This window comes from Sphaerospermopsis aphanizomenoides BCCUSP55, from assembly GCF_001586785.1.
Taxonomy (GTDB): domain Bacteria; phylum Cyanobacteriota; class Cyanobacteriia; order Cyanobacteriales; family Nostocaceae; genus Sphaerospermopsis_A; species Sphaerospermopsis_A aphanizomenoides_A.
On record NZ_LUFH02000067.1, the window covers coordinates 1 to 22,544 of the forward strand.

A 22,544-nucleotide genomic window follows, 5' to 3' on the forward strand; every position below is an offset into this window, starting at 1 on the left:
TAAACGACGCTCAAGAGTCAGCCTATCGGCAGATAGGTAGATTTGAGTAGGTTTTATATAACGGTTTTGTAGTGGTTACGCAAACTTGCGATATTGTGCGTACTTGTCGCACTCGTCCTTTTGTTGAAGTAGTTCCTTTGGTGGAGGTTGATGAAGAACAATTATATCAAATTCAACGAAATAGACGACCTCAATATGCTTATATTCCAGGAGTAGCAGAACTGAATCTAGTGGCTGATCTTGATCGTGTGATGACAGTGGAGAAAGCCGTTGTTGCAGAATGGGAGCGCAAGTCTGGATGCCAAAATGATCAAGAGATTAGGGTATTAGGCCAAGCATTAGCGCGGAAACGAGCTAGATTTGCTTTTCCTGATGACTTCAATCAATTGACTAAAAAGCTGCAAACACGAATGCAAGATAAGCATGATAAATCTAGCCCTGAAGGTGAAGCTCTTCGTGCTTTACGTGAAATTAGAGTATATGCAGAACCTTCTTGGAATGACACTGCAATCAACCTAACTTTTTTGTTTATCCGTGATGAAGAACAAGTTCAGTTTCAAGATATAAGGTGGGATCAACTTTGTGAAAATTGGTTGAAATTAATTCCACCATCCGGCCGTTTTCAATCAGTAGATGGCTTGGTCGTATCTTTGGAAGACATGACAGCAAAGGAATATGTTGAGAGTGATCCGCTAGATTTGGATAACTTATCATCCTGAACGCTTACAATCATTCTCGACATAAACCACCTAATTACACGCGCTATTTTTAACATCTAATAGCGGTGAAATAGTTAACTTCTGTACTGTCTGATTAATTCCATTTCCACGAATAATTATTTCTGCACGAGACTTAATTATTTCTCTCATTGCTGGACAACCAAGAACAGGTTTCAGTTTAGCTAATACAGATAAAAATTCTGTGTTTAATTGATCCAAAGATGGTCTAATACTCTGGTTTAAATCTGGTACATCATCGAAAGATTTAATACCTTGCTGCTGCCATTTTTGAAAATCTGCTGTTTGAATTATCTTGCTGGCTGTAATTTGTGCTTGAAAAAAGTTAGTTACAGTATCCGCATCTAGTCCATATTTAATGGCTTGTTGATTCAATTTACTCAGTAATTCTTGTTCTCTTTTTATATCTTCTATAGCTTGTTTTTTATTCCACTTCCAGCGAGCAACATCATGAGCAATCAGCAATCGCTGGGTTATTAATCTGAGCAATTTTTCTAACTGTAGCTGTTGTTCAACTTGAGAAATTTCATGGTTAGCTACTAATTCGCTACTCAAAGCTGGTAGTAGAAAGAAATGCCCAGAAGCGAATAATGACCCAATTAGGACTATATTTATAGGCAATATTGTAAATTTTCGGCAATAATTTAAATTCATTAAATCAACTTCTCTCATAAGATTTCCTAGATAATCTATCTCTTGTCTGAATCAGGATGTCCAGGATTAAAGGATTAACAGGATGAAACAAATACAGATATAGGATTTACGCAAAATCTCTTTGAAACCCTCTTATCTTCGTGTCCTTCGCTCCTTCGTGGTTCATTCTTCCGTGATTTGTTCGTAAGTCTTAACAGATAATTAAATCCTGTAAATCCTCAAATCCTATAAATCCTGATTCAGACAATTAATCCTCATGCAACGCCCCTAACTTCCTAATCTCCGGCCAAATTGCGGCTGTTGCAACCACCACCAAAATCGTTCCAATACCCCCACCAACGACAGAAAACACGGGCCCAAATAAAGCCGCAGTCAAACCAGATTCAAAACCCCCCAACTCATTAGAAGCACTGATAAACACACTATTTATAGCCGCAACACGACCCCGTAAATGGTCAGGAGTGCGAATTTGCACCAAAGTATGACGAATCACCACGCTAATGCTATCTAACGCCCCACTTAATGCCAACATCAACAACGACAACCACACCCAACGAGACAACCCAAAGATAATTGTTACAACCCCAAATCCCACAACTGACCACAGTAATGCTGGCCCGGCTTTGCGGATAGGTGGTAAATATACTAACAATGCTGCCATAATCAATGCACCTATAGATGGGGCTGCTTGTAAATAACCCAATTCCACAGGCCCTACGTGCAGAATATCTTTAGCAAAAACGGGTAATAATGCCACTGCACCACCCAGCAAAACAGCAAATAAATCTAAAGTAATAGCTGCGAGAATTAGTTGATTATTCCAAACAAATTCAGCACCAGCAGCTAGGGTTTTCAGCGATATTGGTTCTTTCTTAAAGTTGGTTTTTTGGGGTTTAATTGCTGCTGTGAGGAAAAAACATGATAGTGCTGCTAAGGCTGCTAATATATAAACTCCCGTCGCACTCTTAAAAAGAGCAATACTCAATCCCCCCAAAGCTGGCCCAATTACCGACGCTAATTGAAAGCTACTACTATTCCAAGTTGCTGCATTGGTAAAAGCACTCATCGGTATTAACTGCCACATCAGCGCATCACCCGCAGGTTTGAGAAATGCCCTGGCTACACCTGTTAATAATAAGCAAGCATAAATTAGAAAAACTGCACCTTTATAATAGGAAATAGCCGCTAAAGTTAGAGAACAAAACATTAATAGCAGCATTGCAAATAAAGTAATCTTTTTGCGATCATTCTTATCAGCAATATGTCCCGTAATCAAAGTCAGCGCAATCATGGGTAAAACCTGCGCCAACCCGATTCCACCTAACGCCATCGGTGAATTTGTCCGCTCATATAGCTCCCAGCCCAGCGCCACGGTCTGCATTTGTCCCCCTGTGAAGAGGACTACACGCCCAATGGTAAAGAGCCGATAATCTCGAAATCTTATGGCTGCCAAAGGATCATGTTGTGCAGCCTTGTTGTTATGGTGAGTTGGTTTCTGTTTGCTCGAAGACATTTTTTAGTAGCGTCAAGCCCGATTCAATATGTGATACTTGCTCTGGTGTCAAACTCTCTAGAATCTCCGCAATTTCACCGCGAGTTTTTTCCTGGGATTGCTCTAAAAGCAGTTTTCCCTCTCTTGTCAAATTCAGGACTACTCGTCGTCGTTCTTGAGGATTATCTGTCCGTTGCACCAGATTGCGTTGGACTAATTTTTCTATAGTTGTTGATGCTGTAGCACAGGTGACACCTAAATGATCTGCGACCTCAGACAAGGAAGCACCGGGATTGCGATTCAGAAAAGCGAGCGATCGCAATTGTGGTATAGATAAAGAGTCAGAACTGTGCGATCGCATTTCGGCTCGGATAAACCGCATCAATAAGGGGACTGTTTCCATCACCCTAGCGGCACATTCTTCAGAGGGTTTATCCAAACTCATAAGACCGTTTTTCTCCAGATTACATTGCCACCCGTGGATAAAGTCGGCCACAGATGTAGGTTAAACTTATTAATGTTAGCAAGAGAATTGTACAATCTAACCCGAACCCATAAATACTTGAGCCATTAGCCAGCATCGCACCCCGTAAAGCATCAACTTCATAAGTCAAAGGATTCAAGTGAGAAATGAGTTTTAACCAACTTGGCATTAAGGAAATGGGATAGATGGCGTTACTGGCAAAAAACAACGGCATGGTGATTAATTGCCCAATTCCCGTAAATCTTTCCCGTGATTTCACCAAACAGCCGATGATGAGTGAAAAAGTACAAAAACAAGCTGCTCCCAAAAATATGACTAGGACAACTTGTAAAAAAGCCAAAGGATTAAGATTAAGATGTACACCCAACAAAAACGCTAAAAGGTAAATAAACACCACTTGGGAAAAACAACGAATCCCAGCCGCAAAAGCTTTACCCAAGACAATCGCTGCACGAGGTATGGGTGCAACTAAGAATTTCTGCAAAATCCCTACATCACGCTCCCAAATTAACGTCATTCCCCCAGCGAAAATAGCGACAAATAGCGCACTCTGAGCGAGAATACCGGGAGTCATAAAATCCAGGTAAGGTAAATTACCTGTGGGGATAGCACGAGTCCGGGTAAATACTTGCCCAAATATTAGCAGCCATAAAGCCGGTTGTACAGCCCGAATCACTAAATCACTAGGATCATGGCGGAGTTTCCGCACTTCTAACTCAGTAATTACCAGGGTTTTGGTAAATAGTTCTTTGATGCCAGAAAAAATCCCTTTGGGGCGATTATATCTAGGTTCAACCCAACCGTTGAGTGGTACGTCTGGTTCTTGCAGTTTCACTGTAACTGACTCCTGATACTAATTGATTTCCTGCGTAGTGGATGAAGACATCATCTAAAGTTGCTTCTGGTTTACCGATAGCGGCTTTTAAGTCTGCGGGTGAACCGATGATAATTTCTTTACCCTGGTTCATAATCACAACTCGATTGCAAAGATGATCCGCTTCTTCTAAAAAGTGAGTAGTTAAAAAGATGGTTGTACCGTACTCTCTACGGAGTTGTTGTACAAGTTGCCATACTTGTGTTCTTGCAACTGGATCTAATCCGACTGTCGGCTCATCTAGAAATAAAATTTGGGGTTGATGTAAGATAGCTTGAGCAATTTCCAGTTTCCGAATCATTCCCCCAGAAAAAGTTCTGACTAAGCGATGTGCTACATCCTCTAAACCCATGAATTCCAGCACTTGGGCGATTTGCTGTTTTCTGCGTCGAGGGGGAATATCATACAATTTAGAGAATATTAACAGATTTTCATAACCCGTCAAACTCCCATCTGCTGATAAAGCCTGGGGTACATAACCTATTACTCTTCTGACTGCATCAGGTTGACGAGTCACATCATAACCGGCTAAGTATGCTTTCCCGCTACTGACTGGTAGCAAGGTAGTTAACATTTTAATGACTGTACTTTTACCCGCACCGTTGGGACCGAGTAAACCAAAAACTTCTCCAGATGCAACGGAGATATTCAAAGCATCAACGGCTGTAAACTTTTCAAAGCGGCGCGTCAGTTCCAAGGTTTGCAATATTACTGACTTTGGAACTTGTGCAGGTATTTCCGCAGATTCTATTCTTCCCGTAAGTTTCGTCACGAGTAGGACTTACTTCCTTATACAAATAATTAGAGTATCTAAATATTAGATTGACACATTTTTTCTAAAAGTCAAGAGCCATTGGGAAGTAGCGATCGCTTTCAGAATTGGTGTAGGCGATCGCTATACTATACTTTTAAGCAGCTATCGACAAAATATTGGGTGGGGGAAATATCTGACAAATACAGCTAAACAAGACTCAACATATCAATTGTTGAAAAAGATGAAATAGAACATCAAAAATAATCAGAGTTATCAGTTATGAAACTCATTGTACCTGTAGAAATTGCTCACGAAATTGAACCGCATTTATCTGAAAATACTAAAAGACATATAGGACTACTATTTGATTGTTGAACAAAACTCAGTACACCTAAATTCTATAAAACCCTCTTGCCTTTTGCCTGCCTACACAAGTAAATTCAGAAACCAAACCGGATTCCTATATCTTCTTGAAATCTTTTTGAGATTTCAAGAAGGCATTCCGGGGTTTTCATCCTATTTACTTATAAAAGTAAAGTTTAGAAACAAGATAGATCCCCGGCTTCTGGAAAAATGCGGGGATCTGAATCTTGCTAAGTTGTATAATCAGCGTTAATTCTCACGTAGTCATAACTTAAATCACAACCCCAAGCTTTACCGGTGCCATGACCATTACCGACACTAACAGAAATTAACACTGTATCCTCTTTCAGATAAGCACCTGCGGCGGCTTTTTTCAAATATGCACTGACAGCTGCTTTCTCAAAAGGCAAAGGTTGACCATTTTCAAATAGTAGGAAATCCCCTATTTTAATCTGCAAATTATCTTGCTCAAAAGGTACTCCAGCACGGCCAGCAGCACCGGCAATTCTTCCCCAGTTGGGGTCACGACCAAAGATTGCAGATTTAACTAAGGAAGACCCAGCAATGGTTTTGGCAATTTGTCTCGCTGCGGTTTCATCGTTTGCACCGCTGACTTGCACTTCTACCAAGCAGGTTGCACCTTCTCCGTCCCGTGCAATCGCTTTGGCTAAATGCTGACATACTGCTGTTAGCATGGCTTCTAATTTCTCGGCTTCTGCACCCATTTCTGTAATTGCTGGGGTGCGAGATGCGCCGTTAGCTAAGGCAATTAAGCTATCATTGGTGCTGGTATCTCCATCAACGGTGATGGAATTGAAACTTCTATCTGCGGCGCGTGTTAACATTTGTTGCCACAGGGTGGACGATACAGCAGCATCACAGGTGACAAATGCCAGCATGGTAGCCATATTAGGATGTATCATCCCCGAACCTTTGGCAATGCCACCAATTCGCACAGGGCGGTCGTGTATAGTGGTTTCTAGAGCAATGGATTTTGTGACCAAATCGGTGGTAATAATTGATCCTGCGGCTGCATCTGAGCCATTTTCTGAAAGTTCTGCTACTAGCTTGGGTATACCGCCCCGCAAAGCATCCATTTTGATTCTTTGACCAATTACCCCAGTTGAAGCCAGTAAAATTGCTTCTGGGGAAATACCCAATTCTTTGGCTAATAAATCTGCACTTTCCAGCGCATCTTTAACACCTTGACTTCCTGTAGCTGCGTTAGCTTGTCCTGCGTTGCAAAGTATCGCTCTAGTTGTATGCTTGCTTTGTAAACGCTGACGACAATAGTCCACACAAGCAGCTTTGACGTGGCTAGTGGTAAAAACACCAGCTGCGATCGCATCTACATCTGACAATATTAACGCTAAATCCGGTAATCCTGAAGGTTTGAGTCCGGCAGTAATTCCCGCTGCTTTATACCCTCTAGCTGCTGTGACACCACCAGTAATTTCTTGCCAGTCTCCCATCATTTTTCCCCACAACTATATATATTTATTGCGTAGGTTGGTAGATTGCTTACCCCAAAACAGGTCAGCTATCCCGCATTTATCCTTATTGTGAGTTTATATGTTGTAGGAGGGAATAGGGAATAGGGAATAGGGAATAAGGGTTTTTAAATTGTGAATTCATTTTAGCCTCTGCTCCCCTGCTGTCTCAATGATCAGTTTTTAACCGGACACGATATTTGTCACCTGCTAAGGAACTTCCCACTAAAAAAATATTCCATCGTTTGGGTCAGCAGGGGGCGCTGGGGAGGAAGAATCTCATACTCATATTGGTTCTCACTCATTGAATAATTTAATTTCTGGAAGTCCCTAAAAGAATAAAAACTAAAAAAGAGAGCCAATTGAATAGCTCTCCAAATCATCAGGGTGCATCTACTTATCATAGTATAACATTTTTAGTGTGGGGGGTGAAGCCCCTTTTTGAGAATTTTTATAACAAAAAATCCGAAAATTCTCTTGATTTTGGAGCATTTGTGATACTCTTTAAAGCCATGATTTGTCAACTAAATTTTGACAAATTCATCAAATCAATACAATTACTAGATTACTTCTTTATTTTTCTATTCTTCATAAATGAATTAAAAACAGCAGTAAATTCTCTTAAAGAAAGAGAGCCACTTAAGTAGCTCTCCAGATCATCAGGGTGCATCTAACTAGCAAAGTATAGCACCCAAAGCATGAGGGGTATTACCCATTTTCCACTCTTAAACCATTGATTCTTTTCTTTCTTGAGTGCTAGGCATTCAGTTTCTTTTCTACTAATTCATTAGTTAGTTTGGGGTCAGCACGTTTGTTTGTCTTCTTCAGCACTTGTCCGACAAAGAAACCTTTGAGGTTAGTATTCCCACCACGATACTTTTCTACCTGTTGGGGATTAGCAGCGATGATTTCATCAACAATGGGTTCTAGTACAGTAGGATCACTGATTAATTCCTGTCCTGCAAATGCTTGTTCAGGAGAAACACCATTAAGTAAATCTACAAGTTTTTCTTTGGCTTGAGCATTGCTAATTTTACCTTTTTCAATGCGAGTAATCACATCTGCAAGGTTAGCAGGAGTCAGTGCGATTTCGGAAATTGTGAGTTTTTGTTTATTTAAGTAAGCAGCAATATCTTGAGTGATCCAGTTAGCAGCTGCTTTGGGATTTGCACCAGCTGCGATCGCACTTTCAAAATATCCAGCTACCGAACTATCTTCTGTCAAGACTCGCGTATCATAGGCGGAAAGTCCCAACTCGTTTTCATAACGATGGCGTTTTTGTGCGGGTAATTCCGGTAATTCACTCTTCCAAGTTTCTAACTGCAAATCAGAAACTTCGATAGGTGCTAAATCAGGTTCAGGAAAATAACGATAATCGCTAGAACCTTCTTTAACCCGCATACTGCTGGTGCGTTGTGAACCTTCTTCCCACAGACGAGTTTCTTGAACTATTTTTTCCCCAGCTTCAATAGCGGCAATTTGGCGTTCAATTTCATAGTCTATCGCCTTTTGAATGGCACTGAAGGAGTTCATATTTTTGATTTCCACCTTCGTACCAAATTTTTCTTGTCCCACAGGACGGACGGAAATATTCACATCACAACGCAAAGATCCTTCTTGCATATTTCCATCACTGACACCAAGATAGCGCATAATCCGGCGCAACTCTTGGGCATATTCAGCCGCTTCTTGGCCAGTACGCAAGTCAGGTTCAGAAACAATTTCCACCAAGGGTACACCTGCGCGGTTGTAGTCTACGAGAGAATAACTAGAACCAGAAAGCCTGTCACTTCCTGCGTGTACGAGTTTTCCCGCATCCTCTTCCATGTGCAGACGAGTAATACCGATGCGTTTGCGGGTGGGGTTTCCCGCATCATCTACCAATTCTATTTCTATCCAACCATGTTCTGCTATAGGTAAGTCATATTGAGAAATTTGATAGTTTTTCGGTAAATCAGGATAAAAATACTGTTTACGGTCAAATTTGCTATATCTAGCGATTTGACAATTTAATGCTAAACCTGCTTTGACTGCATATTCTAGAACTTTGGCGTTGAGTACGGGTAACACTCCTGGTAAACCCATACACACCGGGTCGATGTTGGTATTAGGATCAGCACCAAATGCGGTGGAACTGTTGGAGAAGATTTTGGTGTTAGTGCTGAGTTGACAATGGGTTTCTAAACCAATAATTGCTTCGTATTCTGTTTTTACGGGTGTGGCTGTGGTCATATTACCATTTTCATGATTTTTCTTTAGGGTACTATTTTAGCGGTTTTGTTCTTTCTCTAGGGTAGTGTCTTCTGATTTAGGGTTTAGGGGTTTCTGGAATTTGCTAATTCATATATTCGATGTAATTAATTTTAATAACTTAGGACTTACACACAAGTTACGAAAGAACGAACCACGAAGGACACAAAGGACACAAAGGAAAGAGGGTTTGAGAGGTATTTTGCGTAAGTCCTGTAACTTTCGTGATTTTAATTAGTCATCAATATTTATATATATATAAGGTTGGGTGGGCAATGCCCACCTTTTTTTATCTTACGCAGAGGCGCAAAGACGCAGAGAGAAGTTAAGCAATCACCAGAAAATCACTACTACTCAGAGTGGCATCAGGATTTCCCAAATAAGCAAATTCAAACACTGAAGCTGCACCCAAAACATTACCATTTTGGTTATAGAAAATACTGCCAGTTTCTTGACTATAAACAATGCGAGCATTACTAGCATCTACTAATCCATTATTTGCCACTACAGCAAAGTCGGTTAATGCTTGTCCAGCAGCATTAGTAATAGCATTAAATGTAGCTTTACTAAGTGCAATCTTATCTTGTCCGACTTCAAATAGGGTGATGTAATCAGCACCTAAATTAGCATTAAAAACTCCATTTCCTTGGAAACGAAATTCATCATTACCCACTCCTCCATTGAGGAAATCATCACCTAATCCTCCCGACAGGATATCATTTCCTGCTAATCCTTGCAGGAGGTCGCTTCCTTCCGCACCAACCAACAGATTACCTAATGAATTACCTGTGATACGGTCATTTGCTGCACTACCTGTAGCATTTTCAATCACATTATTAGCAGAAAGAATGAGTTTGAGATTACTGTTGACTGTCTGTGTAGTAGCAACACCTAAATTTACATTCACCGCAGCAGTAGTTCCAGTAAAGTCAAGAGTATCCGTTCCCCCGGTTGTTACTTCTGTAATCGTATCCGTTCCTAAAGCAGAATTGGCAACAAAAGCATAAGTATCATTCCCATTTCCACCTGTAAGAACGTTATTGGCAGTATTACCCGTAAGGACATTATTACCAGCATTACCTGTACCGTTGATAGCTGTTGTTCCCGTTAAAGTTAGATTTTCCACACCTGCGGCTAAAGTTGTGGTGACAGAAGCACTGAGGGTATCAGTAATAGTTGTGGTAGCAGTGGTTTTACTTCCTAAACTAGCGTTAGTGGGAGAACTCAACGTGAAGATAAAGGTTTCATTGGCTTCATTATTGGCATCATTGATAATGGGGATATCAATAAATTGACTGGTAGTATTAGGGGCAAAGGTCAATGTTCCGGTTTTGGTGGTGTAGTCTGAACCGGCTATAGCTGTACCGTTACTAGTTGTATAGTTAACAGTAATAGTTTGACTACTGGCAGCAGAAAGAGTAACGGTATACCGGACGTTTTGGGGACTGGTTAAGCCTTCAACTATTGTTTGGTCTGCACTGAGATTAATGGTGACAGACGGTGCTACATCATCGTTAGTAATAGTACCTGTCACCGCTGTAGTTGTACCAATGGTGTAACCTGTACCTGTAGCTAAAGTTAAAGCCACGGTTTCGTTAGATTCAACAGTGGTATCACCTGTGGGGTCGATTGTTAAGGTTGCTGTGCTGCTTCCGGCTGCAAAGGTGATGGTTTTGCCAGTTCCGGGTGTTGCACCTGTGTAGTCGGTACTAGCTGCTGTACCTGCAATGCTGTAATTAACGGTTAAGGCATTGGTGGTACTACCTGTGCGAGTGAAGGTATAAACTAAGTTGGTTGTGCCATTTTCCGTAACGCTACTAGGAGATACAGCTAGGGTGATGGTGGGTAAAGCTACATCATCGTTAGTAATAGTACCTGTCACCGCTGTAGTTGTACCAACGGTGTAACCTGTACCTGAAACTAGGGTTAAAGCCACGGTTTCATTAGATTCAACAATGGTATCCCCTGTGGGATCTATTACTAGGGTTGCGGTACTTGAACCTGCGGCAAAGGTAATGGTTTTGCCTGTTCCGGGTGTTGCACCTGTATAGTCGGTACTAGTTGCTGTACCTGCGATGCTGTAGTTGACGGTGAGGGCGTTGGTGGTACTACCTGTGCGGGTGAAGGTATAAACTAGGTTGGTTGTACCATTTTCCGTAACGCTGCTGGGAGATACAGCTAGGGTAACAGTGCTGGTGGGATTTGGATTGGTAATATTAACTAACGTTAGCGAATAGTTGCTATTGCTGTAGTTGTAATATTGGGAAATTCCTACATAGTAATTCCCTGCTTGCAAGGTTTGGGTAGTTTGAACATTACGAGTAGGACCAGCATAATTAGAGTAAACTTGTTCTCCACTATCAATTAAGCCATTATTATTGCTATCGTAATAAATTGTGGCATAAAGATAGTTTTGTGTGACTCCACTCAACTGTAAAGAAATGTCATTTGTGCTTGTGAGGGAAAATTTGTAATAGTCTAATCTATCGGCACTGCCAACAAATTCTGTAATCGTCTGAGTCCCTGCTAAATTACCAAGATTGTAAGCAGTTCCGAGTGTATTTCCCGGATCCGAAGCAATTGAAGGGGGTGCAGATGTGGCTGATAATTGTAGGGAATAGTTGCTGTTGGAGTAGTCGTAGTATTGGGAAATTCCTATATAGTAATTCCCCGCTCCTAATGTGGTATTAATCACTGGACTGGTACGACTCGGACCCCAGTAATCGTAGTAAATGTCATCGTCAGTATCAATTAAGCCATTATTATTGCTATCGTAATAAATTGTGGCAGCAAGATAGTTTTGTGTGACTCCATTCAACTTTAAAGTTATATTATTTGTGCTTGTCAGGGAGAATTTGTAATAGTCTAATCTATCTGCACTGCCAACAAATTCTGTGATTGTCTGAGTCCCTGTTAAATTACCAAGATTGTAAGCAGTTCCGAGTGTATTTCCTGGATTAGAAGCAATTGAAGGTGGTGCAGATGTGGCTGATAATTGTAGGGAATAGTTGCTGTTGGAGTAGTCGTAGTATTGGGAAATTTCTATATAGTAATTCCCCGCTCCTAATGTGGCATTAATCACTGGACTGGTACGACTCGGACCCCAGTAATCGTAGTAAATGTCATCGTCAGTATCAATGATGCCATTATTATTGCTATCGTAAATGATTGTGGCAGCAAGATAGTTTTGTGTGACTCCACTCAACTGTAAAGTTATATTATTTGTGCTGGTCAGTGAGAATTTGTAATAATCTAATGGACTTGTACTGCTAATAGAGTCATTGTAGTTATATGATGTGAGAACACCAATGTTTTCAGCCGTTAACAATGTACTTCCTGGCATAGTTTTTTTGTTGATAAGTTTGTAAACGCATTCTTGCTGAATGTTTCGCGTACATCTTAGCTCTAATTAATTTTTATAACCATAATCAGTATTTATTTTTTAGCAAGTATAGGAATTATCCGCTTGGCAAATATAGGTTTTTGTGTATTAACAAAAATGCGCCGTCTCAGGCTGTTGGCAATGAAGTGTCTACATTTAGGCTTGCCCAAAATATCAGCGAAAAATCAGGTTGAAATGCCCAAAATCTGTAATACAAATGTAGTGCAAAATGTCAATACTTAAATAGTAAAAGTATGTTTTTTGTTAAGTAAAATATTTGTAATTGTAAACTACATACACCCCAAATATAGTTTTATATTATAAGTACCCAGGCAAAATTAATTTAACATATTGATTGAAAACCAAAATGTCTGTATTCCTTACCTGTTACCTGTTAAGAGTTCCCTCTCCTAAATATAAAATTTATTTTGCACGACTTGACTCCTGAATTCTTACACTTATTTGCGGAATATCGGCACAAAAACTGTCATAGTTTGTTTGCTAAGAGGCGCTCTACCCAGTTAAATTTTCAGAAGAGTTGTGATGATAGAATATTGATGAATACTGAAAATAAACAGCATCCTGTCTTGTTAGTGCATGGTATTAATGACACTGAGGCTGTTTTTAACAAAATGGCATTTTACCTCAGACAACGTGGTTGGTCTGTCTATGCTTTGAATTTGTTACCGAATAATGGTGCTGTACCTCTGGAGAAGTTAGCACAGCAGGTAGCTGATTATGTGGCTGCTACCTTTGAACCACAACAACCATTAGATGTGGTGGGTTTTAGTATGGGGGGAATTGTCAGCCGTTATTATATTCAAAGATTGGGGGGAATAGATAGAGTAAAGCGGTTTATTACTATTTCCTCACCTCATCAGGGAACAATAATTGCTTATGGTACATGGTTAGCTGGTGCTGTGCAGATGCGTCCGAATAGTGATTTTTTGAAAGATTTAAATTCTGATATGGAGATGTTAAAGGAGTTGAATTTTACATCTATTTGGACACCTTATGATTTGATGATTTTACCTCCTAAAAGTTCGCAATTGCCATTTGCTAAAGAAGTTATTTTACCAGTTGTACTCCATCCTTGGATGTTGATACATTCAAAATGTTTGTCAGCAGTAGCAGCAGCTTTAGCAGAACCCATTAAACCCAATTAAACATTCAAAATTTAAAAGGTAGGATTTGCTCGGTTTTTTATATTTGATATCAAGTGTCACCTATTTGGGTATGTTGAGAATTTTCAAATATTGCCTCTGAATGGCGATAATATTTAAATTCCATTAAATTGTAAAATGGATCTTCTAGAAAGAAAGTGCTATGTTCGAGGGGAGAACCAACGAAACGGCTTTTAGGTTCTTCTCTAAAAGTTAATTGTTTGGTTTTTGCGGTTTCTAGTAATTCTTGCCAGTCTTTCTCCTGAGTGAAAATTAAACCGAAATGTCGGGGATAAATAGCTTTTTGAGGTGTTAAAGGTTCTTTGGTGATGTGTGCCACTAATTGATGTCCGTAAAGGTTGAGAATTAAGGCGTGGGGGTTTTCTCTTCCGGGGATGCAGCCTAAGCCATCAACGTAAAAGGCTTTTGTTTGGGGGATATTGGTAACAGGGAAGGCGAGGTGAAATATGGTTTGGTTCATCGTGGGGGTGGGTTAGAAGGTACAACTATTTTCAGGTAAATAAACTATATTTTAAATTTTTGGTTTACAATAAATATACTAACGCAAATTTGTAAACTAACTACCGTAATGATTGGCACTCGTATTAAACTAGCTCGAAAAAAAGCGGGTTACTCACTGCGTGGTTTAGCCGAAGCTATGGGTGGCAAAGTTTCCGCACAAGCTATAGGTAAATATGAACGTGGTGAAATGACTCCTAGTTCTGATGTTTTGATTGCTCTAAGCAAAGCATTAGGAGTGACTTTGGCTTACTTAATGGATAGCCAAGGAATTGAACTAACTGCTGTTGATTTTCGTACCAAAGCAAGTACCACTGCAAAAGATCGCGCCCGTGTAGAAACAGAAGTGATTGAATGGGTAGAACGATACTTGCAAATTGAGCAGATTTTGGAACTGGAAGGTAATAATTGGAAACAGCCTTTTGAGCAACTAAAAACCATTCATTCTATTGAGGAATCAGAAGACTTAGCAAATAGTTTACGGAATGATTGGAAACTAGGTTTTGATCCCATTCCTAATATGACTGAACTTTTAGAAGAGAAAGGTTTAAAGGTTCTCATAGTTGATCTTCCAGAAACGGTTTCTGGTTTTACTTGTCTGGTAAAAAGACCAACAGGTTTATGTGATTTACCCGTAATTGTTGTTAATAAAAAATGTTCATTGGAGCGCAGAAGACTAACCCTTGCTCATGAATTATGTCATCGGTTGATTGATCCTCAATATTTATCTGCAAAAGATGAAGAAAAAGCAGCAACTAGATTTGCGGGAGCTTTTTTGATGCCTCGTTTTCATTTGGAAAAGGAAGTAGGTAAACATCGCCATTCTTTAGGTTATCAAGAATTGATTTACCTGAAAAGAATGTACCGGGTGAGTGGTGCAGCTTTACTTGTACGTTTACGGGACATTGGTATTATTGAATCTTCTGTTCTTACCTATATGTTTCAATCTGTGGCGAGAAATTGGCGTACTCAAGAACCAGAAGAATTAGAACCTGAAAATAAAAGGGGTGAGTATGAACAACCGAGACGTTTTGAGAGGTTGTGTTATCGTGCTTTAGCTGAAGATTTGATTTCATTGGTTACAGCTTCAGAACTGTTGCGGACAAAGGTGGAAAAAGTAGAAGTTGGTTTGAAGGGACCACAGTTATCAGATGCAAATTCTCGTTAGTGATACATCCTGTTTAATTGATCTGCGTAAATTCTTATCCATATTTGGTATCTGATAGAGAAAATATGTGTATACTAAAGAATAGTTTTTATTCATCCCGATGGAGATAACAAAATGAATATGCAGCCAGTAAGATCAAGAGCCATCAGTGCTGTTGGATATGATGAAACAACTAGGCGTATGAAAATTCAATTCACTAACAGAGGAACATACGACTTCTGTAATGTTCCAAAACATATATATGAAGGTTTGTTATTAGCTGATTCTAAGGGAACGTATTACCATAACCATATAAGAGATAGATATCAGTGTTAGTGATATCGCCATTTTTATGAGGACTGGGTAAATTGTCAAGCGATCGCATTTTCACAAAAAGCCCACTTTATTAACTATAATAAATACATAGGATGCAGAAGACATGGTTTAAACATGACATCCCGTTACCTTAAAGGTCGAGGAATTCCGGTAAAGACGTTCTGAATACCAAAATTTAATTTATTTTTTGGCGAGGACTCCTGAAGGAGTCTTTGTTATTGAAGGGGTTGATAATTTTTGATTATGAAAATAGTTTTTGAAGTTTTTTACTATAACGCCATTCCAATATATTAAGATCAAATAGTGCTATATATTTAGAGATGATTATTATGACGTTACATGAACTTCAAGATCAAGCACTAAAATTATCTGTTGAAGAACGTAGACAATTAATCAATATCTTAACTCGCTCTCTCCTACCAAAAACACATTCAGCCACAAAACCAAAAGGTTTAGCTGCAAGTTTAATTGGTATTGCCAAAACAGACACAGCACCACCTACAGATGAAGAGGTGAAAGCTTTACTAAATGAAAGGTTGGCGCAAAAATATTTATAATGAAAGTTCTATTTGATACGAATGTTTTATTAGATGCTTTGTTAGCGCGTGAACCTTTTGTAACTGATGCTGCATTTTTACTAGAAGCAGTTGAATTAGGACAAATTGAAGGATTTATTTCAGCGACAACAATAACAGATGTGCATTACTTGGTTGGACGACATACTAAAAGTTCTGAAATTGCAATTACAGCAGTAACTCAATTGTTAGAATTAATGGAGGTTTGTGCAGTAGATCGCGGAGTGCTTGAGCAAGCTATAGAATTAAAATTAGCTGACTTTGAAGATGCGGTACAAGTAGCATCTGCGATTAAATGGGGATTGGAAGCAATTGTTACTCGTGATGCGAGTGGATTTGAAGGTTCACCAATTTTAGTGCTGTCACCTCAAGAACTAAAAAATCGGTTAATTTAACAATAGTTAGGTAGTGAGAAGTTTACGCAGTGAGTCATTGTAAACTTACAGAAGTTCATACTCTGCTTCTTACCAAACATGAAGACAGACACCATATTTTACACCCTCCTGCAAAATCTCCCCAGCGTCTTATTTGAACTGCTGGAAAAACCACCCCAACTAGCTACACACTATGAATTTTCATCAGTGGAAATAAAAGAACTTGCACGACGCATAGATGGTGTATTTCTACCCAAAATAGAATACCCAGAAGATCCTATTTATTTTGTCGAAGTTCAATTTCAAGATGATGATAATTTATACTGGCGATTAATTACTGAAGTATTTCTCTATTTAAACCAGTATAAACCTGATAAGAAATGGCAAGCTGTAGTTTTGTGGGCTAAACGTAGTCTTGATCCAGGTATCCCTTTTGCTTATCAAACTTCACTGCAAAATGGACAAATTCATGTAATTTATTTAGATGAATTAACAGATACATCATCTTCCATTGGTTTAGGAATTATTAAATTAGTAGTTTCCCCAGAAGATGAAGCAGTAGAAACAGCGAGAAGTTTAATCAGTTTAGTACAACAAGCAGATGCGGCCAAGAGTCGTTATCTTTTAGAATTAGTAGAAAGGATGCTAATTTACAAGTTTTCCACCTATACCCGTCAGGAGTTAGAAGCAATGTTTGGATTAACAGAATGGCGACAAACTCGATTTTATCAAGAAGTTAAGGAAGAAGTACAGGAAGAAACTAAGCTAAAAACTAAGTTAGAAACGATTCCACGACTTTTAGAAGAGGGACTAAATGTAGAACAAATTGCTCGTGTACTTGAATTAGATATTGAATTAGTACAACAAGCAATAAAACAGCAAGGTAGAAAAGAATCTTAAATTACAAGTTTTCCACCTATACCCGTCAGGAGTTAGAAGCAATGTTTGGATTAACAGAATGGCGACAAACTCGATTTTATCAAGAAGTTAAGGAAGAAGTTGAGCAAGAGACAGAATTAGCAACAAAATTAAAAACCATACCTCGTCTTTTGAAAATGGGTTTGAGTGTAGAACAAATTGCGGAAGCACTAGAATTAGATATTGAAGTAGTGCAACAAGCTATGAAACAGCAAGGTAAGAAAAAAGCTGAATAACCTTGCATTAACTGCAAATCTAAACTGTTCCAACTTGAAAAATATGATTTGCAGTTAAGTTTAATTCTGGTAAAGTTTGAGAAATAATCTGGTCATTTTCCCTAAACTTACTAATCTGATATTCTCCATCAACTAAATTACAAACACAAATTGTTAGTTGTTTGGGATTACCTAAAAAATTACGTCCGCCCTACGTAAAATGGTAATGTTGATTTCTGTTCGGGTTTAGCACTGCTAAACCCCTACTCTGAAATTCGAGTATCATAAAAAACTGAAAATACTATCATTTTTTAATCATGCTATCATTACTTAATGACATCAACCCCTGGATCATAGGTGCAGGTTTAAACGCCATTTTATTGGGGATAGTAGCAATTATTCCTAAAAAATTACTAACTCCTGCGGGAATTTTCCATGCTTGGTTATTGGGTGTAATTGTTTGGGGAACGCTGGGTTGGCCTGGTTATTTAGTAGTAGTGTTTTATTTTATTGTTGGTTCGGGAGTAACGCGCATCGGGATGGCGCAAAAGGAAGCTGCGGGAATTGCAGAAAAAAGATCCGGTGCTAGGGGTCCTGAAAATGTTTGGGGTTCGGCGTTAATTGCGGCTGTGTGTGCGGTGGGAGTGTTGCTTGTACCTGATTGGAAGTTTTTGCTGTGTTTGGGCTATGTAGCGAGTTTTAGCACCAAATTATCGGACACGACTGCGAGTGAAGTGGGTAAAGCCTATGGAAAGCGTACCTTTTTGATTACGACACTGCAACCTGTGGCTAGAGGAACTGAAGGGGCGGTGAGTTTAGAAGGGACTTTAGCGGGTGTTGTCGGATCAGTAGCGATCGCTCTCGTAGGTTGGGGTGTAAATTTAATAGATATCTTAGGAATTATCTGGTGTGTAATTGCAGCCTTTATCGCTACTAATTTAGAAAGTGTCATTGGTGCAACATTGCAATCTAAATATACTTGGCTTACCAACGAACTTGTCAACATCTTAAATACCCTAATTGGGGCTGTTACCGCGATTATTCTGGCTTTACTTTGGCAAATGCTAGTTGTTTAAAAGTTTACTAAAAACCAAATTTATTGAGCAGCACATTTGCTGTTTTTTTTATAGTTGATTGCATCAAAATATACTAAAATTTTGGTAATCAAATACACTCACTACTAATGTTTTCATGTTAATTTTATAATTATTTATTTTTCACCTATCTAATTCATAAAATCTTTATCATTACGAACTATATTTTCCTGCTGTTTTATCTATTATTTAATGGAAAACCTGTAGAGATATTTAGTGTTTTCCTCATATTTATTTCATGGAATCTTCATCATTTTTTACAATCAATGACGAGCAAATCGACCTCTATCAAGTAGTTAAGTATTTACAAGTCTCTGGTAAGCTGAATCAGTTTATTAGTGATGTTCTGCGTCAATACATATTAGAAAAAGAGATAGAAACCCGAAATGATATAGAGATTAGTACGGCATTAATTGAACAAGCAATTATTGATTATCGGTTAAAAAACCAACTCACAGACCCTGAACAATTCCAAGAATGGTTAAAAAATAATGGTAGTGATTACCCTACATTTTACGCTTCAGTTAGCTTTAGCTTCAAATTAGAAAAACTGAAAGCCTTAATTACTGAGCAAAAACTACCAGAATACTTCATTGAAAGGAAGATTTATTTAGATAGAGTGGTACTCTCTCGGATTATGGTTGATAACCGAGAACTAGCAGAAGAACTGCAAACTCAAATTGAAGAAGGAAGCAGTTTTGAACAACTAGCCAAAGAGTATTCATTGGCAGATGAGCGTGTTTTTAATGGCATGATGGGTCCAATTAGTCGGGGTAGTTTACCGGATATGTTACGGGCGGCTGTGGATGCTGCAACTCCTGGACAATTAATAGGGCCAATCGAAATAGAAGGAAGTTTTAGTTTATTTAGATTAGAAAACATTCTACCTGCATCTTTAGAAAATACACCACTAAAACAATCACTACAAAATGAGATATTTGAAAAATGGCTAGGGGAGAAAATTCAAAACCTGACAGTGAAATTACAAGTGAGCTAAATATTCTGAATAATCAACCTCTACAAGTAAATGTGCTAGATGCTATTCCCTGGAATCAACCGCCATTATGCTGGTTGACTCCTGAACAACAAACGGAATTTAAAAATCAATTAGAAATTCGTCAATACCAACTTGGCGAAAAAATTTGGTCACAAGACACTGGAGGTTATCAATTTTTTATTGTTACAGGTAAAGTCCGTTTACGGGATGAAATGAGTAAACCTGTAGCAAGTTTACAAGCTGGTGATTGGTTTGGTGATTTACAAGCATTATTTACTGATTGTAAAGCCGTAGCTGCTAGTAAAGAAGTAGTAATTGTGTGTTGGAATTCATCACTGTGGAGAGAATTATCTCATCCCCAAATTGATGAATTTTGGACATATCAAGGTGACAAAAGAGGTGACAGGGAACAGGGAATAGGTGACAGAGAAAAGAGGGGAGAAGAAGAAAATTCTTATTCACCTTCTTCATATTCTTTACTGTCACCTGTCACCTCTCACCTATCACCTACCATACCGACACCTGTAATTTCTAATTATCCTTTTGTCACAAGTGGAAATACTGCGGCTGCTTGTTTAACAATGGTGGCGCAGTATTTAAATAATGCTGTGCAACTAGAATGGGTGCAACGTCAACTGCGGGGACAACGCCCAAAAAATTTAATAGAAACAGCGGAAAAGTTAGGGCTTGTTTTACGGAAGTTGCAGGTGAGTTGGGGTGAATTAAGACAGTTATCTTTTCCGGCTTTATTACTGTGGAAATATGATTCTAATAGTAGTTGGGTAGTCGCTTATGGGATGAAAGGTAATTGTTTAATTATTGCCAATCCTCTCAATTTAGAATGTGAATATTTAACCCAATCAGTAGTAGAAACTTATTGGGATGGACAATTATGGCAAGCTGAATTAATTTCCAAACAAGAAAAATTTAATCTTTCTTGGTTTACTCCCGCAGTTTGGAAATACCGGGTATTATTAGGTGAAGTATTGCTGGCTTCTTTCACTTTGCAATTGTTGGGTTTAGCTTCACCATTAATTACCCAAGTTATCATTGATAAAGTAATGGTGCAGGAGAGTTTAGCTACTCTCGATGTCATGGCGATCGCACTGTTATTAGTTGCTATCTTTGAATCTGTCCTGGGTATTCTGCGGCTATTTATCTTTACCCACACCGCACGGCGTTTAGATTTGAGTTTATCAGCCCAACTTTTTCGCCATTTAATGCGTTTACCCCTGGCTTATTTTGAGTCTCGGAGAGTGGGAGATACAATAGCCAGAGTCCAGGAATTAGAACAAATTCGTCAGTTTTTAACAGGTACAGCTTTAACAGTAATTCTCGATAGTATTTTTGCTGTCGTGTATTTGGGATTGATGTTTTATTACAACATTCCCCTAACCTTTGTCGCCTTAGCTGTATTACCATTATTTGCGACTTTAACAATTGTCGCTACCCCAATTCTGCGAACTTGGTTAAATGAAACTTTTAACCGCAGTGCTGACAGTCAATCATTTTTAGTCGAGACTGTTACAGGTATTCATTCTGTTAAAGCCCATGCAGCCGAACCAGTAGCCAGAGAACGCTGGGAAGGCTTATTTGCTCGTTTTATTCGCACCGGGTTTAAAGCTTCCACAACCTCAAATATTAGCAGTAATATTGGTGACTTTCTCACCAATTTTTCGACATTGTTAATATTGTGGTTTGGGGCAAAATTAGTAATTGATCATCAACTGACTGTTGGTCAATTAATTGCATTTCAAATGTTATCGGGTAGAGTCACAGGGCCTTTATTAAGACTAGTGCAGTTGTGGCAAAATCTCCAACAGGTGCTATTATCAGTAGACCGAATTGGCGATATTCTCAACGCCTCACCAGAAGCTGAAGCAGGAACAGGTTTAGTATTACCCTTCTTAAAAGGTGAAATTAATTTTGAGCAAGTTTTTTTCCGCTACAGTCCTAACACCGAACCTGTATTAAAAGGAATTTCTTTTGATGTCAAACCAGGACAATTTGTAGGCATTGTGGGACGTAGTGGTTCTGGTAAAAGTACACTTTCTAAACTTTTGCAACGCCTTTATCAAATTGAATCAGGACGCATTCTTATAGATGGTTTCGATATCAAAAGTTGTGATTTAGCATCCCTAAGACAACAAATCGGTGTAGTTCTCCAAGAAGACTTTTTATTTAATGGTTCTATCTTGGAAAATATCACTTTAGGTAACCCAGATATTACTGCGGAACAAGTTGTAGAAGCAGCAAGATTAGCAGTAGCACATGACTTTATCAGTCAATTACCTTACGGTTACGAAAGTAATGTTGGGGAAAGAGGTACAGCTTTATCTGGTGGACAAAGACAACGCATTGCTTTAGCAAGATTGTTTCTTTCTTCTGCACCCATTTTAATATTAGATGAAGCAACCAGCGCCTTAGATAGTGAAACTGAACAGCAAGTATTAGAAAACTTGCAGAAAGTTTCTGCTAACCGCACCGTGTTTTTAATTGCTCATCGTTTTGCACCTTTGAAACGTGCTGATTTAATATTAGTCATGGAAAAAGGTATCATTGCTGAACGGGGTACACACGCGGGTTTGTTGCAACAGAAGGGTTTGTACTGGTCGCTTTATCAAAGACAACAGATGAATATTTAATATCAATTAAAAATTCAGAATTCAAAAATCCTGACTTTACAGATATTGATCAGTTTGGATTTGTTGATGAATTCTAAATTA

The 22,544-nt window shown here is 38.9% G+C and carries 20 protein-coding genes; 11 read left to right on the forward strand and 9 right to left on the reverse strand.

Annotation, left to right across the window (positions count from 1 at the left end; genetic code table 11):
* Nucleotides 1-71: 71 nt before the first annotated feature.
* Nucleotides 72-719, forward strand: coding sequence for a hypothetical protein (locus tag A0J48_RS17035; protein ID WP_200325084.1), 648 nt, complete (start codon nucleotides 72-74; stop codon nucleotides 717-719).
* Nucleotides 720-749: 30 nt separating this feature from the next.
* Here A0J48_RS17035 and aroQ read toward each other — a convergent pair whose 3' ends face one another.
* The 8 genes from aroQ to A0J48_RS27075 form a co-directional block, all read right to left on the reverse strand.
* Nucleotides 750-1,409, reverse strand: a complete 660-nt coding sequence (gene aroQ / locus A0J48_RS17040) for a gamma subclass chorismate mutase AroQ (protein WP_200325086.1) — start codon at nucleotides 1,407-1,409, stop codon at nucleotides 750-752.
* A gap of 229 nt (nucleotides 1,410-1,638) precedes the next feature.
* Nucleotides 1,639-2,904, reverse strand: coding sequence for an MFS transporter (locus A0J48_RS17045; RefSeq protein WP_200325088.1), 1,266 nt, complete (start codon nucleotides 2,902-2,904; stop codon nucleotides 1,639-1,641).
* On the reverse strand, nucleotides 2,870-3,328 hold the full coding sequence (locus A0J48_RS17050) for a MarR family winged helix-turn-helix transcriptional regulator (protein ID WP_127056558.1): 459 nt from the start codon (nucleotides 3,326-3,328) through the stop codon (nucleotides 2,870-2,872). The genes A0J48_RS17045 and A0J48_RS17050 overlap by 35 nt, the downstream gene beginning before the upstream one ends.
* Nucleotides 3,329-3,347: 19 nt before the next feature.
* Complete coding sequence (locus A0J48_RS17055) at nucleotides 3,348-4,202, reverse strand: ABC transporter permease (protein WP_200325091.1); 855 nt, start codon at nucleotides 4,200-4,202, stop codon at nucleotides 3,348-3,350.
* Entirely contained in the window at nucleotides 4,159-5,013 is an 855-nt protein-coding gene (locus tag A0J48_RS17060; protein WP_200325093.1) for an ATP-binding cassette domain-containing protein, read from the reverse strand. Before A0J48_RS17060 ends, A0J48_RS17055 begins: the two co-directional genes overlap by 44 nt.
* Before the next feature lie 575 nt (nucleotides 5,014-5,588).
* Nucleotides 5,589-6,830 (reverse strand): bifunctional ornithine acetyltransferase/N-acetylglutamate synthase, encoded by a 1,242-nt coding sequence (argJ, locus tag A0J48_RS17065; protein ID WP_200325143.1) that lies wholly within the window; start codon nucleotides 6,828-6,830, stop codon nucleotides 5,589-5,591.
* Between the two features lie 774 nt (nucleotides 6,831-7,604).
* Nucleotides 7,605-9,080 (reverse strand): Asp-tRNA(Asn)/Glu-tRNA(Gln) amidotransferase subunit GatB, encoded by a 1,476-nt coding sequence (gatB, locus tag A0J48_RS17070; RefSeq protein WP_200325095.1) that lies wholly within the window; start codon nucleotides 9,078-9,080, stop codon nucleotides 7,605-7,607.
* Nucleotides 9,081-9,423: 343 nt separating this feature from the next.
* A complete protein-coding gene (locus A0J48_RS27075; RefSeq protein WP_234300981.1) occupies nucleotides 9,424-12,441 on the reverse strand; it encodes a Calx-beta domain-containing protein in 3,018 nt (1,005 codons plus the stop codon).
* A 596-nt stretch (nucleotides 12,442-13,037) separates the two neighbouring features.
* Between A0J48_RS27075 and A0J48_RS17080 the strand changes: the two genes are divergently transcribed.
* Nucleotides 13,038-13,646, forward strand: a complete 609-nt coding sequence (locus A0J48_RS17080; RefSeq protein ID WP_200325097.1) for an esterase/lipase family protein — start codon at nucleotides 13,038-13,040, stop codon at nucleotides 13,644-13,646.
* 49 nt (nucleotides 13,647-13,695) lie between these two features.
* Here the strand turns inward: A0J48_RS17080 and A0J48_RS17085 are convergent, their stop codons facing one another.
* Nucleotides 13,696-14,124: a VOC family protein gene (locus tag A0J48_RS17085; RefSeq protein WP_200325099.1), complete on the reverse strand. Its 429-nt coding sequence runs from the start codon at nucleotides 14,122-14,124 to the stop codon at nucleotides 13,696-13,698.
* A gap of 108 nt (nucleotides 14,125-14,232) precedes the next feature.
* Here A0J48_RS17085 and A0J48_RS17090 point away from each other — a divergent pair, with 108 nt between their 5' ends.
* The 9 genes from A0J48_RS17090 (at nucleotide 14,233) to A0J48_RS17135 (ending at nucleotide 22,463) form a co-directional block, all read left to right on the forward strand.
* Nucleotides 14,233-15,330, forward strand: a complete 1,098-nt coding sequence (locus A0J48_RS17090; RefSeq protein ID WP_200325101.1) for a helix-turn-helix domain-containing protein — start codon at nucleotides 14,233-14,235, stop codon at nucleotides 15,328-15,330.
* Nucleotides 15,331-15,450: 120 nt separating this feature from the next.
* Nucleotides 15,451-15,645 (forward strand): KTSC domain-containing protein, encoded by a 195-nt coding sequence (locus A0J48_RS27750; protein WP_411841136.1) that lies wholly within the window; start codon nucleotides 15,451-15,453, stop codon nucleotides 15,643-15,645.
* Nucleotides 15,646-15,974: 329 nt separating this feature from the next.
* On the forward strand, nucleotides 15,975-16,202 hold the full coding sequence (locus tag A0J48_RS17100) for a hypothetical protein (RefSeq protein WP_200325105.1): 228 nt from the start codon (nucleotides 15,975-15,977) through the stop codon (nucleotides 16,200-16,202).
* Nucleotides 16,202-16,615 (forward strand): PIN domain-containing protein, encoded by a 414-nt coding sequence (locus A0J48_RS17105; protein WP_200325107.1) that lies wholly within the window; start codon nucleotides 16,202-16,204, stop codon nucleotides 16,613-16,615. The genes A0J48_RS17100 and A0J48_RS17105 overlap by 1 nt, the downstream gene beginning before the upstream one ends.
* Before the next feature lie 78 nt (nucleotides 16,616-16,693).
* A complete protein-coding gene (locus tag A0J48_RS17110; protein WP_200325109.1) occupies nucleotides 16,694-17,494 on the forward strand; it encodes an Rpn family recombination-promoting nuclease/putative transposase in 801 nt (266 codons plus the stop codon).
* A gap of 41 nt (nucleotides 17,495-17,535) precedes the next feature.
* Nucleotides 17,536-17,748 carry a hypothetical protein gene (locus A0J48_RS17115; protein ID WP_200325111.1) on the forward strand — a complete coding sequence of 71 codons (213 nt, stop codon included), beginning with the start codon at nucleotides 17,536-17,538 and terminating at the stop codon, nucleotides 17,746-17,748.
* A 296-nt stretch (nucleotides 17,749-18,044) separates the two neighbouring features.
* Complete coding sequence (locus A0J48_RS17125; protein ID WP_200325113.1) at nucleotides 18,045-18,803, forward strand: TIGR00297 family protein; 759 nt, start codon at nucleotides 18,045-18,047, stop codon at nucleotides 18,801-18,803.
* Between the two features lie 256 nt (nucleotides 18,804-19,059).
* Nucleotides 19,060-19,818, forward strand: a complete 759-nt coding sequence (locus tag A0J48_RS17130; protein ID WP_200325115.1) for a foldase protein PrsA — start codon at nucleotides 19,060-19,062, stop codon at nucleotides 19,816-19,818.
* On the forward strand, nucleotides 19,767-22,463 hold the full coding sequence (locus tag A0J48_RS17135) for a peptidase domain-containing ABC transporter (protein WP_200325116.1): 2,697 nt from the start codon (nucleotides 19,767-19,769) through the stop codon (nucleotides 22,461-22,463). Before A0J48_RS17130 ends, A0J48_RS17135 begins: the two co-directional genes overlap by 52 nt.
* Nucleotides 22,464-22,544 lie beyond the last annotated feature (81 nt).

What these genes read in the sequence shown, in the direction of transcription:
- A0J48_RS17100 (WP_200325105.1), top strand. Translation starts at nt 15,975, where the DNA reads ATGACGTTACATGAACTTCAAGATCAAGCACTAAAATTATCTGTTGAA.
- A0J48_RS17135 (WP_200325116.1), top strand. Translation starts at nt 19,767, where the DNA reads ATGGCTAGGGGAGAAAATTCAAAACCTGACAGTGAAATTACAAGTGAG.
- A0J48_RS17080 (WP_200325097.1), top strand. Translation starts at nt 13,038, where the DNA reads ATGAATACTGAAAATAAACAGCATCCTGTCTTGTTAGTGCATGGTATT.
- A0J48_RS17115 (WP_200325111.1), top strand. Translation starts at nt 17,536, where the DNA reads ATGTTTGGATTAACAGAATGGCGACAAACTCGATTTTATCAAGAAGTT.
- aroQ (WP_200325086.1), bottom strand. Translation starts at nt 1,409, where the DNA reads ATGAGAGAAGTTGATTTAATGAATTTAAATTATTGCCGAAAATTTACA.
- A0J48_RS27750 (WP_411841136.1), top strand. Translation starts at nt 15,451, where the DNA reads ATGCAGCCAGTAAGATCAAGAGCCATCAGTGCTGTTGGATATGATGAA.
- A0J48_RS17045 (WP_200325088.1), bottom strand. Translation starts at nt 2,904, where the DNA reads ATGTCTTCGAGCAAACAGAAACCAACTCACCATAACAACAAGGCTGCA.
- A0J48_RS17105 (WP_200325107.1), top strand. Translation starts at nt 16,202, where the DNA reads ATGAAAGTTCTATTTGATACGAATGTTTTATTAGATGCTTTGTTAGCG.
- A0J48_RS17090 (WP_200325101.1), top strand. Translation starts at nt 14,233, where the DNA reads ATGATTGGCACTCGTATTAAACTAGCTCGAAAAAAAGCGGGTTACTCA.
- A0J48_RS17110 (WP_200325109.1), top strand. Translation starts at nt 16,694, where the DNA reads ATGAAGACAGACACCATATTTTACACCCTCCTGCAAAATCTCCCCAGC.
- argJ (WP_200325143.1), bottom strand. Translation starts at nt 6,830, where the DNA reads ATGGGAGACTGGCAAGAAATTACTGGTGGTGTCACAGCAGCTAGAGGG.
- A0J48_RS17050 (WP_127056558.1), bottom strand. Translation starts at nt 3,328, where the DNA reads ATGAGTTTGGATAAACCCTCTGAAGAATGTGCCGCTAGGGTGATGGAA.
- A0J48_RS17125 (WP_200325113.1), top strand. Translation starts at nt 18,045, where the DNA reads ATGCTATCATTACTTAATGACATCAACCCCTGGATCATAGGTGCAGGT.
- A0J48_RS27075 (WP_234300981.1), bottom strand. Translation starts at nt 12,441, where the DNA reads ATGCCAGGAAGTACATTGTTAACGGCTGAAAACATTGGTGTTCTCACA.
- gatB (WP_200325095.1), bottom strand. Translation starts at nt 9,080, where the DNA reads ATGACCACAGCCACACCCGTAAAAACAGAATACGAAGCAATTATTGGT.
- A0J48_RS17130 (WP_200325115.1), top strand. Translation starts at nt 19,060, where the DNA reads ATGGAATCTTCATCATTTTTTACAATCAATGACGAGCAAATCGACCTC.
- A0J48_RS17085 (WP_200325099.1), bottom strand. Translation starts at nt 14,124, where the DNA reads ATGAACCAAACCATATTTCACCTCGCCTTCCCTGTTACCAATATCCCC.